Below are 14,065 nucleotides of genomic sequence, written 5' to 3' on the forward strand. Positions count from 1 at the left end.
CCTCTGCAATTCAAATCCGGCAAGCGTATTCGTATGATGCCAGAATCCGAAAAGGATTGCATCGGAAAAGAACTTCTCTTCGGCTGATGAATAGCTTCGCGCATCGACGCTTGCGCCTGTCTGGAACTTGCCTATAACACCTTTAAGAGCTCCCTTCAACATTCTTTCGACGCCCTCATAGTAGTCATTTCGTTCGTGGAGAGACAGATAAGCCCTGTAGGATACTAGTCCGCCGTCCTGCCTCGCCGCTATGTCCAGACCGAAAGGGCTTCCTAAGTCGATACCTACGCCAATTGTATCATTCTCTAAAGGAATAACCAGAGGTTTGTCCGTCGGCGGTTCCAGATCTAAAGGAGGCGGAAACTCAGGCAGTATCGGTTGAGAAAAAGCAAGGAGGAAGAAGATCGCGGTACTCACAGAGGTAAGTTCTTTCTATAGGGAGGTCTGGCGACGCCTTCTTCGGTAATAATCGCAGTAATGAGCTCGGCCGGTGTGACATCGAACGCCGGATTGAAAGCCTTAGCGCCGCGGGGCGCCGAGCGGCATGAATTGAACTCGGCAACTTCGGAAGCGTCCCGGATCTCTATTGGTATCTCTGCACCCTTTCTAGCGCCTGCATCAACGGTAGATGTGGGAGCCACGACGTAGAAAGGAACCCCAAAGCTCCGGCAGAGTATGGCTAGTCCATAAGTTCCGACCTTGTTTGCGGTATCCCCGTTTTTCGCTATCCTGTCGGCCCCGACAAAACATGCTTCGATGGAATTCAACACGCTTGCAAGCGCCGATTCCGTGACGAGGATGTGCGGTATCTTCCACTGCGTCAATTCCCAGGATGTTAGTCGAGCGCCCTGAAGCAACGGCCTGGTTTCAGGAACTACTACATCTATCTTCTTTCCTTCAAGATGCGCCTTGATAAGCACACCAAGGGCGGTTCCCAATCCAGGGCAGGCAAGCATGCCGGTATTGCAGTAAGTCGTAATCCTGGCTCCTTTCCCTACCAAACCCTGAGCATGCTCAACCATTGCGTACGAACGCTCTTCTTCTTCTTTCCATATGTTCAGGGCTTTTGTGACTATTGCGTTGCAGGACGAGTCTTCATTTATGACCTTTTTAATCTCGCGGAGAACATTGAAGAGATTGACTGCCGTGGGCCTCGTCGAAGCAAGCTTTTCTGCGGATTTGAGAAGAATTTTTTTTGAAGCGCCTGAACGGGCGGCATGCGCCAGAGCCAAAGCCGCGCAAACGCCTATGAGAGGTGCCCCTCTCACGGCGAGACTTTTTATTGCAATGCATGCAGATTCGATATCAGAAAGTTCCAGATATTTTTTTTTGTGCGGAAGAAGACGCTGGTCGAGAACCCAGAATTTCCTATATCCCCATTTTATCGCCTCGTAAGGGGGATTTAAAAGGTAAGGGGGGCGCGAACGCCCCCCTTTGTTGTAAGACATTTATGCAACAGCGTCACGAAGAGCTTTGCCAGGCTTGAAGACGGGGCGCTTGCCGGCTTTGATTTTGATCTCTTCGCCGGTACGGGGGTTGCGACCCTTGCGAGCCTTGGTGCGGCGAACCATGAAGGTTCCAAAACCTACAAGAGGAACTCTCTGTCCCTTCTTGAGAGCCTTGGTTATCTCGCCTACCATTGTGCTTACGGCGGTTGTAGCCGCTTTCTTCGTGATTTTCGCATCGCTGGCGATTTTGTCTATTAATTCGGCCTTTGTCATATGTGCACCTCCTTAACAAAGGTTCCAGAGATTATAGGAAAATCGCGGGTTTTGTCAAGTCCCAGCGCGCTGATCAAATCAATTCAAGAACTTGCTGATTTCCTTGCAAAGCGTTCCGAGGGGCGCTTTTATAGCTTCCCTAGTCTTGCGGTATACTTCCAGGGGCCTACCTATAGGGTCGTCAATCTGACGACCGCGAGGCCAGGGCTCCGGAAATCCCGACAGGAGAAAGGTTTTCGAGGCTTCTTCCGGATGCGCTCGCCTTATGCGCAAAAGATGCGCGCGAGTCATTACAAGAATAACGTCAGCCCGTGAGACCATTTCCGGCGATAGTCTTCGGGAACGATGTGAATCAAGAGATATTGAGTACTCCCGCATCACCTCGATGGATTGTGAGGATGCCGTCTCGCCGTCAGCCGCGGATAAACCTGCGCTCTCTGATTCTACTCTGTCTTCCCTGCACAACGAGGAAAACATCGCCTGGGCCATTGGCGAACGGCAGGTGTTGCCGCCGCATACAAAAAGCACCCTCATAGCCTCAGGCGCAGGAAGATAAGGCGTGGCATTGAGTCTTCTGGCTATTGTCCATATAGATGCTGCACCTTTGCGGAGAATTCGAGGCCTTTCGCTCGTTAAATCGACAACGGTCGAAGCCATATTCAGCGGGGCGCCGGACATTTCATATGCGCCTATCAAATGCGCGACTCGCTCCATGTCATGCGAGATGCTACCGGCTTCCGGAGTACCCTCGCCTGAAAGATTGGCCGATGTGGCGAGAAGAGGGCCTGTCCTGCGTATCAGCGCCCTCAGGGACGCGTCCATCGGAAGCCTCACCCCTATGGTTCCCTCGCTTTCATTTCTTGAAGGAAAGATGAGGGTCACCTTGCCCGGAAGAAGCCTTTGCATTGCAAGCTCCTGGACTTGGTTGGTGATAAGTACCCTTTCTGATATCTGCTTTCGCGAACCGAACATCCGCGCAATGGGTTTTGCGCCGGAGCGGCCTTTGATTGACTTAAGCAGTTCGCAAGCCTCCGGGGTGTCGATTGCGAAAAGACCAGCGACCGTATCCGTCGGCATTATTACAGCCTCGCCTTTCCTCAGAAGCTCATAGGCTTCATCTATGTTCTTCTGGCTCAACATGGACTATCACGTCTTTTATTGTTTGTTCGCGCTCCATCAACCTTAAGCGGACTTGCTCGGCAATATCATGGCCTTTCTTGACCGTAAGGTTCCCGTTAACCGAAACGGTTATCTCAAGAAAAAAATACGTACCCACCGGATGCGCTCTTAGGCCGTATACTTTCCTTACCTCTTTAACGGCCGAAAGAGCCTCCTCTACCTTTGCAAAAAACTTGTCCTCTGGTCTTGTTTCGATGAGAACGTGTATGTTCTCTTTGATGAGGCGTATTCCGGTCCAGATGATGAAACTGCCTACTATGGCGGCGCCCACTGGATCAAAGAATTTGATGCCGATTCTTGCGAGGAATATGCTGACGACGGCTGCCGATGTTGCCATGATATCGGAACGGTGGTCGGCAGCTTGTACTGAGACGGCCGGCGAACGAAAACGTTTGGCGACCGAGGTGGCATATATATAGAGGAATAGCTTTGAGGCTATGGTTACTCCTTCGGCAATCAGGGCAAGCATTCCGGGCGCCTCGAGTGCCGGATTTATAGCGCTTCTTATGCCGTCGTAGATTATAACCCCGCCGGTCGCAACTATGATGAGCGCGGCTATAAAGGCAACAAGAACCTCTATGTTGCCGTGCCCGTAAGGATGATCTTTGTCCGCAGGCTTGGAAGCCCAGCGGAAGGAGAGAAGTATCATTACGGAAAAGAAAATATCGAGGGTTGAATTGATGCCGTCGGCTACAAGCGCTCGCGAGTGCGCAAGGAAGCCCACGGAAAGCTTCATGGCCATCAGGGCAACGTTCGCTACCGTGCTTATTACAAGAACGGCTTTTGCTTTCTTCTCGCTCATATTGTTTATTGGGCGCTATCTATAATGTCCTTGATTCTCCTGCAAAACCTCGCCGCGTTAGATGCGCCCGCTTTCCCCACACTCATAGCCGCAACAGGAACGCCCTTCGGCATCTGGACTATCGAGAGAAGCGCGTCCCATCCGGATAGAGGCGATGTATCCAGAGGCACGCCGATAACAGGCAAGGATGTATAAGCGGCTAAAACGCCGGGCAGCGCCGCGGCGTAGCCTGCAAGGGCGATGATTACTGAAAACCCTCTGTCCTGGGCCGCTTTAGCAAACTCGGCTACTTCCTCTGGCTGGCGGTGCGCGGAGAGATAATGTGTATCGTAAGGGATTCCAGCTTCTTCGAGTTCGACCTCAGCGAGCTTCACATACTCCTCATCGCTTTTGGAACCTGCTACAATCGCTACTTTAAAAGGACTCATCAAGCCTCCTTATGCCTTTGTCGCCAATGTCGCGGCGAAAGTAAATGCCGTCGAAGGATATTCTGCCCTCAAGGAGCGGGGCATAAACCTTCTCTTTGGCTTCCCGGACACTGCCTGAGAAGCCAGTGACGCCAAGGACTCTTCCGCCGGATGTAATTGTTTCACCATAGGACTGAGAAGTGCCTGCATGGAAGACGGCAAAATCCCTGTCTTCCTTAACGTCGAGTCGTATCCGGTCGCCCTTCTTGTATGCGCCAGGATAACCGCTCGCTGCGGCAACCACGCATAATGAGCAGCCCTTTCTGACTTTTACAGGACGGCTTTCTCCCAGATTTCCGTTTGCTGTATCTACGAGTAGGGGGACTATGTCTTCATCCATAAGCATCATCAAGGGCTGAGTCTCAGGGTCGCCGAACCGGCAGTTGAACTCAAGAACCTTCGGCCCGTCCTTCGTGAGCATGAGACCGAAATAAAGCACCCCGCGATACTGAATGCCTTCTTCTTTCAAGGCCTTAAGAGTCGGAGCGATGATTCTTTGTTCTATATCGATGAGAACGTCTGAATCCGCGACAGGCGCCGGAGCGTACGCTCCCATTCCGCCTGTGTTAGGTCCACGGTCATTGTCGAATATCCGCTTGTGGTCCTGCGCAGGCGGGAAAGTTACGCTGTGGTCGCCGTCGGTCAGAACAAGGACGGAAATCTCCTCCCCTTCCAATAGCTCCTCTACAACGATATTTGAGCCGGATTCGCCGTAAACCTTTTCGACCATCATCTCTTCCGCTGCTCGAAGCGCCTCTTCACGGCTATGGCATACCGCAACACCCTTGCCAAGAGCGGGTCCCGAAGCCTTAACGACAAGGAACCCGTCGCTAGCCTTGATGTATGCCTTCGCATCTTGAGCCGAATCGAACTTCACGTACCGGGCCGTAGGCACTCCATATCGAGCCATGAACCCCTTTGCGAAAGTCTTTTCCTTCTCGAGCATTGCAGCCTTTTTAGATGGTCCGAAAACGAGAAACCCTTTATCGGTTAGCGCGTCGGATACGCCTGCATAAAGAGGCGCCTCAGGCCCTACGACAATGAGGTCGGGCTTCTGCGTTTCAGCGAGAGAAAGCACTGCCTGAGCGTCCGATGGGTCAATCTTGATGTTGGTTCCCAGCCTGGATGTTCCTGCATTGCCAGGAAGAAAAAAAATGTCTTTTACCTTTTTTGATTGGGCAAGCTTCCAACCAAGGGCGTGTTCCCTTCCGCCTGAGCCGAGCACAAAGACCTTCATGCTTAGAATATATCGCTTATGACCCGGAAGTCAATCTAATCGCTGAGTTCAAAGAGTGATGTCTGCCAGTAGTGCTTGCCGGTTCCGCCGTCAAGCCTCTCCGTGTATCTCGTTTGTCTGACTGCGCCCTTTCCCTTAATACGTTCAATCCTGATGCTGTCATAGAACGACCCTTCCCTTGAGCCTTCCACGTAAGAAATCAGAAGCGTGTCACTAATATACGTCACATTGTAAGAGGATTTATGCCAGGTCGAGAATGCCTTTGAACCGGAATCGGGATAAAGCATGGACATAAAATAAACGAGTGAGAACAAGGAATCGTCTTTGACGGATGCGGTATCTCCAATATCCCAGAAGGTATCCGATAGGACCCAGTACAAACGTCCTTTATCTGTAAAAGTATCCTTGACGGAGATGGTGAGAGTCTCGGTCTGCAATACAGAAGTGTCGTATACTGGACCCGGCATAATCAGCTCTCCTGCCGCGTATGAATATTCATAAGCAAAGCCCATCCCAAGCTCGAAGGGAAAGTAGGTTTCTATAAGCCTGTAGCCAACGATGCGTCTGGTTTTTGAGGGAGCGCTTGCTGGCTGACCGGCGGAGAACGCCTGAACGCGCCAGTAATACGTAGCGGGAGAAAGACTGTCCGGAAGCGACAGGGAGGTTGACGAGATTGACGTATCGATAAGGATTTCGCGAAAATCGGCGTAGCGCGACAGGGAAAAGCTGTAGGACTGGGCTCCGGGATAAGGTTTCCAGCTGAATATAGGAACATTTGTGCTGTCGGGCGGCGCCGGCGTGAGGATTTGGATTCCTTCTTTGGTTATGAATTCAGCCGGAGCACTTGGAGCGCTTTCATCGCCCTGAGCGCTCCTTGCGCTTACCCTCCAGTAGTACTTAGATCCCAGTTCGAGCGTATCGGCTAACACGAAGGTCGTATCGCTGAAGACGACTGTATCAATCGCTTCATTGAAATTCTGGCTCTTGGATATCTCGATGCGGTACGACCTCGCATCGGCGACCGATTCCCAAACGAATTCGGGAGTCGGGGAGAAAACGACCGCCCCCCCTTTTGGAGAGACCGGAACCGGCGCAACTAAGGTGGAGCAGCTTAGAGCGATGAGCGAAATAGACGTCAGTATCTTGGTTATTCGGAATAATTTCACACTTACCTCCATAAGCTTATAGCATAGTGAAGGAATCCCTCGTGTCAAGCATGATTCTTTATTCCTCAAGAAGGCCTTCGAGCTGTTCCTGAAGCCTTTCGAGTTCAAGCCTCAGGGCCCGGTGCCTGGACGTAACCTCTACCAGCCTGTTCTTATCGGAGTAAAGCTTTTGCTCGCTCATCTCCTTTTCGAGATTCTTTATCTCCTTCTCTCTTGATTCAATCTCGGCAAACGTGCGATTTACCTCCTCCTCACGCATCCTTGCTTCCTTTGCCCTTGTTTTCTTATCGAGGGATTCCCTGGGCTCAGGCAGTTTCTTTCCTGATTCCTTTTTTGGCTCCTTAGACGCCTTCTTTACGGGTTGCGGCGACGGTGTTCTTGCGGAGGAGGCCTTTTCGTTCTCTCTCCAGTGCTCGAACTCGGTCCAGTTCCCGAGATGGAGTCTTGCCCTGCCCTGACCTATCTCGACGACCTTGTTTGCGATGCGGTCGATGAGAAAGCGGTCGTGCGAGGAGAAAACTACCGTTCCGGGGTACTGGCGCACAGCATCCTCTAGCACGTCGCGCGAGGCAAGATCGAGATGGTTGGTGGGCTCGTCCAGCAGGAGGAGGTTGGACGGCGAGAGAAGGATGCGCGCGAGGGCGAGCCGTGACTTTTCGCCGCCGGAGAGCACGGCCACCTTCTTTTCCGTATCGTCTCCCGAGAAGAGGAACGCGCCTGCAAGACCCCGCAGAACCGGCGTTGTTTCCCAAGGCGCTGCGTCCTCGAGCTCCTCAAGCACCGTTTTTGAGGGATCAAGCCGCTCCTCCACTATCTGGGTGTAGAAGGCTGACTGAAGCTTTGAGGAGCGCCAGACCTCTCCCGAAGAAGCGTCGAGTTCGCCCGCGATTATTCGCAAAAGCGTGGTCTTTCCCTCGCCGTTCGCGCCCACGAGTGCGATACGGTCCCCGGGTTCCACAGCAAGATTGACGTCTGCGAACACCTCGTGTTCGCCGAATCTCTTTGACACTCCTTCGAGAGCCATCACCCTTCCTGAGATTTTTTCCGACTGAGGGAAGCGGATGGATATAGTCTTCTGGTTTCCGGGCAGCTCCTCTACATCAGGAAGACGCTCAAGCATCTTCTTGCGGCTGCGAACGAGCGCGGCCTTCTTTGGATAACCCCTGAACTTGTCGATAAAGCGTTGAAGGTGTTCGCGGGTTTCGGAGACCTTCTCGCGCTGGCGTTCGACCTGCTCGCGGTAAAACTCCTTCTGTCCCGTGAATGCCGAGTAGTTCCCTTTGTAGGAGGTTATCCTGCGGTTGAAGACGTCCCATATGTTGTCGACGACGCGGTCGAGAAAGAAACGGTCGTGAGAGCTTATAACGAGAGCGCCCCGAAAACCCTTGATGAACTCCTCCAGCCACTCTATTGACGGCAGATCGAGGTGATTGGTTGGCTCGTCGAGCAAGAGCAGGTCGGGCTCTTCCAAAAGCATCCGCGCAAGGGCGATGCGCATCTGGTAGCCGCCGGAGAACTCGCGGCATGGACGGTTGAAGTCATTCTTGTGGAATCCGAGTCCTTCGAGTATCTCTTCGGTGCGGGATTCGAATGTGTAGCCGTCCTGCGCGTACTCTTCCTGCAGACGGCTGTAGCGCGAAAGAATCTTTTCAAGCTCCCTTGGCGCAAGCGATGTATCCTGCATCTTAGCCTCGAGTTCGTGCATCGCAAGCCTGATTTCATGTATGTGATCGAATGCCTTGACGGCCTCGTCGAATACGCTCTCAGAACCGAGTACGACCTCCTCCTGAGGCAAGTATCCGATTCTCAGGTTTTTGGGCATCTCTATAGAGCCTTCGTCCGGGGAACGCTCGCCTACGAGAAGCCGGAACAAAGTGGTCTTTCCTGTACCGTTTGCTCCGACAAGACCTATGCGTGCGCGTTCCCCTATGACGAGGTTGGCCTCGGAGAATAACGCCCGCGCCCCGAACCAGACGCCTGCATCCTTTAAAAGTATCATGCGTTTTTCCTCTATCCGTTTCTTGCGAGCTTGCCTTTTCGCTTGGCCCATCTCTCGGCGGTGTTGAAGATTAAAAAGCCGAGAGGGATCAGTACGGCTCCTATACCGGCCAGAAGACCGATTGCGGGGCCGAGTTCCCTGAAGGAGGCTCCTTCAAGAAGCGCCGCTCTAATCGCCTTCAGCGTGTATGTTGCGGGCGATATGACCGAGAGCGGCTGAAGCCAGCGCGGCAGCACATCAACCTCGTAGTATACTCCGGATACGAGAAGTATCAAAGCCTGGAATATGTGCGAGGCCTGCGCGCCGCGTTCGGTCGATAGCAGAGGAAGGATTGCGGCGATGAGTCCCATGCCGATGAACGAGAGGCCGGATACGAGGAGCACGACGAGAGCTCCGAGTATGTTGGCGTTCTTGAGCGATAGTCCGAGAAAGAGTACGATTGCTCCGAGAAGAAGCACGGAGCGCAGGACACCATAGACTACGGCATAGAAGCAGTTTCCGAGGAGGTATGTGAGCCGGTGCATGGGCGCCATGAAGCTGTACTCGATTGTACCTTCCCAGCGCTCCCACTGAACCTGTTCGGCAAGCTCGTGGAACAGAAGGGACAGGAAACCCCATATGAGGGCGCCTATCACGAGATACATCACGTACTCCTTGCCCATCTTTACGCCGATGAAGCCGATGCATAGCGAGTTGACGATGGAGTAGAACACGAATACCGTCTCCCACGCTATGTAGCGCTTGATGAGCATGAAGTTGCGCTCAATCATCGCAAGGAACCGCAGCCTCATGCGCGGGGTTGACCCGCGGGGCACCATCGGCTCGAAGGTGCCGGGAGGGGACGCGGACGTTTGGAATATGGATTGTTTCATTTTTTTCTCCTTTCTATAAAGGTTTATCGGTTTAGAGTCTATCGCACTTCAAGGCGCCTGAGGATACAGACTTGCCGATGGTCCTAGCTCGTCTTTCTTGTTCGCGGGCGCTTTCTTTAAACTGCTTGCGATTCCCGAGGATTTTGCCAAGCAGTTCCTTCATATGCTCTTCATCTCCGCTAAGCAGGCTCAGTATTTGCGCAATACCGGGAACCGTTGGTCCTGCGCTTGCGAAACCCGCCTGATCGCGGGCGTAATGTGGCGTCATTTTTCTCCTTTCTACGTTTTCATTGCGGCTTTACGACTGCCGCCAGCGACGATTATTTTTTCTCCTCTTCGATGTCATCGTCGCTGTCTTCGACCCACTCCTTGTGGGTGAGTTCAAGGAAGACGTCCTCAAGGGTCGCGTGGTTGGAGCCTCTGCGAACAGAGACTATCTCCTTAAGACCTGCCGGAGTGTCGAGCGCCACGATTCGTCCCTTGTCTATGATAGCGACTCTATCGCACAGGGCTTCAGCCTCGGCCATGTCGTGCGTGGTCAGGAAGATCGTCAAGTCCGTCTCTTTTCTTAGCTTCTGTACGTACGACTCAACCTCGCGCTTCGAACGAGGATCAAGGCCTGTCGTCGGCTCGTCCAGAAGAAGCACCCGCGGACGGTTTATTAGCGCTCGAGCAACAGCTACCTTCTGCTGCATCCCGCGGGATAAATCCTCCATCGGATCCGTGAAACGCTTCTCAGGGAACCCCATCTCGCTCAAGGCTTCAAGCGCCCGTTCCTTCGCCAGCTTGACGGGCACCCCGTAGAGCCTTGCCGAGTACCTAAGGTTCTCCCATGCCGAGAGCTTCTTGAAGAACGCGGCGTCCACAGACACCCGGCTAATGAGCTCGCGCACGGGGTAGGGCTTTGCGACCACGTCTAAGCCGCATACGAGCGCCTCTCCCTTGTCAGGATAGAGAAGGGTCGAGAGTATGCGAATGAGGGTCGACTTGCCTGACCCGTTCGGACCTATGAGTCCGAAACACTCGCCGGGACGTATGTCGAAGTTGATATCGATAAGGGCCGTTACCGGTTTCTTCCTTTTTATTATGCCGTCCACGTAGGTCTTTGAGATCCTCTGACAGCTTATTATCGGTTGCAAGTGCACCTCCGAATATCGAATGAAGGCTACTTTGACCTTTTCATTCAGGTTAAGTTGTTTTCCGAGCGCGCCGAGCACAAATCGTCGCGCTCGCCTCAAGTACCGCTCTGGCGAGACTTGAGGCTTAAAGCAAAAACCCCGGATTTCCCGGGGTTTTTGCGGTGTTATAAAGAGAACCCCGGGCTTGGATGCCCGGGGTTAAATTCTACAGATCTTGTAGGATTAGACTACGGGCACCCGATGGATACCTCAAGAGTAAACACGATTGCGGGAATCGTGCCCCATTGGTTGCAGTCTAATTTAAAGATCATTTTTTATCCTCCAAAAGTAAAAATTCCAACAATCAATTATACAGATTTTGAAACGCTTGTCAAGCCCTTAAATCACAATTTATAGGCATTAATGCGTTATGTCTCTGACTATAGTCAGGTTTTGTTGAGCGTTTGTCCACGTTGGATAACGGCAAAGATACTTGACATTTTTTAAAAATGGAGCATAGTAAGTGCAGATTAGAAAATTTTACGATTATTTATGGAGGACGCATGAAATTTTTACTAGTCTTTCTTTCACTTGCCGCATCCGTTTTCGGACAATACAGAATGGGAAAGCCTGACCTTATGATAAAACTGGACGAGGATACCCTTTATCTAGGCGACAACGTTTACAACGACAACGCCAACCGTCAGACGGAGTACGATACTGTTCCGACAACGGTAAAGGCGATTTTCTATATCAGGGTTCAGAACGACGCCGACTACCAGGAGATGAAAGACAACATACTGGTCAAAGGAACCAAGGAGGACTCAGGCTGGACCGTTAAGTATTTCGACTCCCACATAGGCGGAGCCGATATTACGGTGGACATCACAGGAACCGGCTGGTCAACAGGGCTCCTTTCCAAGGGTTCTTTCCAGAACATGAGAGCGGAGGTTACCCCTCCAGCGGATGCGCCGCAGGGAAGCGAATTCATTGTGGCGCTGACCGGCAAATCGAATAACGAGCCTGACAGGATAGACGTTGTAAAGGCCATAACGACCGTTTCAGGAGTGGCGGTCAAGGAGACAAAAATACCAACCGGACTCTATATTCTGGCAACGAACACATCTGCACCTTCGGTTCAGGTTTCCTACGGTATTCCTTCCCAAAGCAATGTAAGCGTTGTAGTTTACGACGTAACCGGCAGTGCGGTAAGAACCCTTCTTTCAGGCTCCTGCATGGCTGGAACTTACTCGCTCGAGTGGAACGGTAAGAACGAGGAGGCTAAGGACGTTCCGGCAGGCGTGTACTTCGTTAGGCTTATCTCGGATTCCGGCTCGGCAACCGCAAGGCTCGTGCTCGTGAGATAGCCCCGCCCGCAACACGCCGACCTGAACACGCACGCCCTACAGGATTGGGGGTTTGGATAATAGGGCGGAAGCGGATGTCATTGCGGGGAAGCATCGCGCGGCAGAAGCCTCCGAAGTGCGAACATAGCGAGCTATCGCATAGCGCCGCGTGAATGAGACCCTCACGTCGCATAACCTTTACGCTTGTCGAACGAAGTTCGACCCCTGCGGCTTCCAGCCGCTGCCTCCGGGTGACAGCTCAGTTGTCATTCTAAGGACGCGTCAAGCGTCCGTGAGTCCGAAGGGCGACTATTCTCCGAAGAGAATTTCGCTTGCAGAACAATCTCCTGCAACGCTTGACAATGTAAGAGCACTGTATATTATGTCTTATGGGTGACTGGCGCAACCAGCTTTACTTCGGCGACAACCTCGACGTTTTGCGAAACAAGATTTCCGATGAATCCGTTGACCTCATTTACCTCGACCCGCCGTTCAACTCGAAGGCCGACTACAACGTGCTGTTCAAGGAGGTTGACGGTACGCCTTCAGCGGCGCAGATTCACGCGTTTACCGATTTCTGGCACTGGGACGAGGTTGCGGCGCGCACGTTTCACGAGCTTGTGGAGAGCGGCGATGCGCCGCCCGCCTTGGTTGAGTTGTTGCAGGGTTTTGCGCGGTTCCTTGGTCACAACGACATGCTGGCGTATCTGGTGATGATGGCTCCAAGACTGGTCGAGTTGAGACGTGTCTTAAAGCCGACAGGAAGCATCTACCTGCACTGCGACCCCACGGCTGGTCGTTATCTCAATGTCCTTATGGATGCCATCTTTGGAAATAAGAATTTTCGCAACGAAATTATTTGGCATTACAAGAGATGGCCTGCAAAACAAAAAAATTTCCAGAGGATGCACGATACGCTCCTGTTTTACTCAAAAACTTACAGTCAAAATACTTTCAATATTGTCTTAGAAGATTTGTCACCTGGGACATTAAAAAGGTGGCGAGGGAAGAAAAGTAAGGTAGAGTTTGAAGGCGATGTAAGACTTGTCACTAAGATGACTGATGAAGATTCTCCAGGTCGTCCAGCGGATGATGTATGGGACATACCTGTTGTTAATTCTCAAGCAAGGGAACGACTTGGATACCCGACCCAAAAACCTCAAGAACTACTTGAACGCATCGTGCAGGCATCCTCCAACGAAGGCGACGTTGTACTTGACCCGTTCTGCGGGTGTGGAACCACAATTGCCGCCGCGCAGGCGCTGGGCCGCCGCTGGATTGGCATTGACGTTACCTACCTTGCCATAAACCTCATCAAGAACCGGCTCGCCGACCACTTTGCAGACGAAGTGTCCTACGAGGTGCACGGCATACCTATGGACTGGGAGTCTGCCCGAGAGCTAGCCCAACGAACTGACATGCCGCGCAAGGAGTTCGAGATTTGGGCGCTCTCGCTCGTCTCCGCCCGACCCAAGGGTGATCTGACTCGCAAGGGGGGAGGGGATAAGGGCATTGACGGCGTCCGCTACTTTATTGACGGAAAGGAACGCTCGCCCCACGCGGTCATCGTTCAGGTCAAGAGCGACGCAAAGCCGAAGACCGCCTACGTCCGCGACCTCGTAGGCACAATGGAGCGAGAGAAGGCCGTAATGGGCGCGCTCATCCTGCTCTACCCGCCGACCGACCGCTCGGAGATTAAGGCTGAGGCGGCGTCGGCAGGGTTCTTCCACTCGCAGATAATGAACAAGGACTACCCCAGGGTTCAGGCGCTTACGGTCGAGGGTTTGCTCAACCGCACCGAGCGGCTCGAACTGCCGCAGGTTGCGCCGGACGACATCACCTTCAAGAAGGCCGAAAAGATTCCCAAGGACAAGAACAAGCAGAAGACGCTTGACGTTTGATTCCCCTCACCCCAGCCCCTCCCCCAAAGGGGGAGGAGGCAATTTTCCTCTCCCTGTGGGAGAGGAGTAGAGGTGATGGTGAAGTTAGAAAAGATTACAAAGACAAAAAAGAAGCAAGCGACCGAAGCAATCGCCTAAGACCCCACCTTGTGCTTCCTTGAAGCGAAATCCTCACCCCACAAGGGGGGGAGGGGGATATCAGAGGCATTCACTCCGTGAATAGATTGCTTCGTTTTCCCGGGGAAAGCCTCGCAAAG

The 14,065-nt window shown here is 52.7% G+C and carries 13 protein-coding genes; 2 read left to right on the forward strand and 11 right to left on the reverse strand.

Going from position 1 to position 14,065, the window contains the following annotated elements:
- Positions 1-413: 413 nt before the first annotated feature.
- From mtnA to GX441_01525, 11 genes are all read right to left on the reverse strand, one after another.
- Positions 414-1,448 carry an S-methyl-5-thioribose-1-phosphate isomerase gene (mtnA, locus tag GX441_01475; protein NLI97310.1) on the reverse strand — a complete coding sequence of 345 codons (1,035 nt, stop codon included), beginning with the start codon at positions 1,446-1,448 and terminating at the stop codon, positions 414-416.
- Complete coding sequence (locus GX441_01480) at positions 1,449-1,721, reverse strand: HU family DNA-binding protein (GenBank protein ID NLI97311.1); 273 nt, start codon at positions 1,719-1,721, stop codon at positions 1,449-1,451.
- Positions 1,722-1,799: 78 nt separating this feature from the next.
- Positions 1,800-2,861, reverse strand: a complete 1,062-nt coding sequence (locus GX441_01485; protein NLI97312.1) for a hypothetical protein — start codon at positions 2,859-2,861, stop codon at positions 1,800-1,802.
- Positions 2,836-3,702, reverse strand: a complete 867-nt coding sequence (locus GX441_01490) for a cation transporter (GenBank protein ID NLI97313.1) — start codon at positions 3,700-3,702, stop codon at positions 2,836-2,838. Before GX441_01490 ends, GX441_01485 begins: the two co-directional genes overlap by 26 nt.
- Before the next feature lie 5 nt (positions 3,703-3,707).
- Entirely contained in the window at positions 3,708-4,130 is a 423-nt protein-coding gene (locus GX441_01495; GenBank protein ID NLI97314.1) for an AIR carboxylase family protein, read from the reverse strand.
- The gene (purD, locus tag GX441_01500) at positions 4,117-5,406 is read right to left on the reverse strand and encodes a phosphoribosylamine--glycine ligase (protein NLI97315.1); all 1,290 of its coding nucleotides are present in this window, start codon (positions 5,404-5,406) and stop codon (positions 4,117-4,119) included. The genes GX441_01495 and purD overlap by 14 nt, the downstream gene beginning before the upstream one ends.
- Positions 5,407-5,441: 35 nt before the next feature.
- Positions 5,442-6,572: a hypothetical protein gene (locus tag GX441_01505; GenBank protein NLI97316.1), complete on the reverse strand. Its 1,131-nt coding sequence runs from the start codon at positions 6,570-6,572 to the stop codon at positions 5,442-5,444.
- A 58-nt stretch (positions 6,573-6,630) separates the two neighbouring features.
- Positions 6,631-8,571 (reverse strand): ATP-binding cassette domain-containing protein, encoded by a 1,941-nt coding sequence (locus GX441_01510; protein NLI97317.1) that lies wholly within the window; start codon positions 8,569-8,571, stop codon positions 6,631-6,633.
- Between the two features lie 11 nt (positions 8,572-8,582).
- Complete coding sequence (locus GX441_01515; protein NLI97318.1) at positions 8,583-9,362, reverse strand: ABC transporter permease; 780 nt, start codon at positions 9,360-9,362, stop codon at positions 8,583-8,585.
- Positions 9,363-9,474: 112 nt separating this feature from the next.
- Complete coding sequence (locus tag GX441_01520; protein NLI97319.1) at positions 9,475-9,711, reverse strand: hypothetical protein; 237 nt, start codon at positions 9,709-9,711, stop codon at positions 9,475-9,477.
- A 52-nt stretch (positions 9,712-9,763) separates the two neighbouring features.
- Positions 9,764-10,570, reverse strand: coding sequence for an ABC transporter ATP-binding protein (locus GX441_01525; GenBank protein ID NLI97320.1), 807 nt, complete (start codon positions 10,568-10,570; stop codon positions 9,764-9,766).
- A gap of 554 nt (positions 10,571-11,124) precedes the next feature.
- Between GX441_01525 and GX441_01530 the strand changes: the two genes are divergently transcribed.
- Both GX441_01530 and GX441_01535 read left to right on the forward strand, forming a co-directional pair.
- Positions 11,125-11,928, forward strand: a complete 804-nt coding sequence (locus tag GX441_01530; GenBank protein NLI97321.1) for a T9SS type A sorting domain-containing protein — start codon at positions 11,125-11,127, stop codon at positions 11,926-11,928.
- Positions 11,929-12,296: 368 nt separating this feature from the next.
- Positions 12,297-13,808, forward strand: a complete 1,512-nt coding sequence (locus GX441_01535; protein ID NLI97322.1) for a site-specific DNA-methyltransferase — start codon at positions 12,297-12,299, stop codon at positions 13,806-13,808.
- Positions 13,809-14,065: the final 257 nt, after the last annotated feature.

This window comes from bacterium (assembly GCA_012517375.1).
Taxonomy (GTDB): domain Bacteria; phylum Hydrothermota; class Tepidihabitantia; order B3-TA06; family B3-TA06; genus JAAYVC01.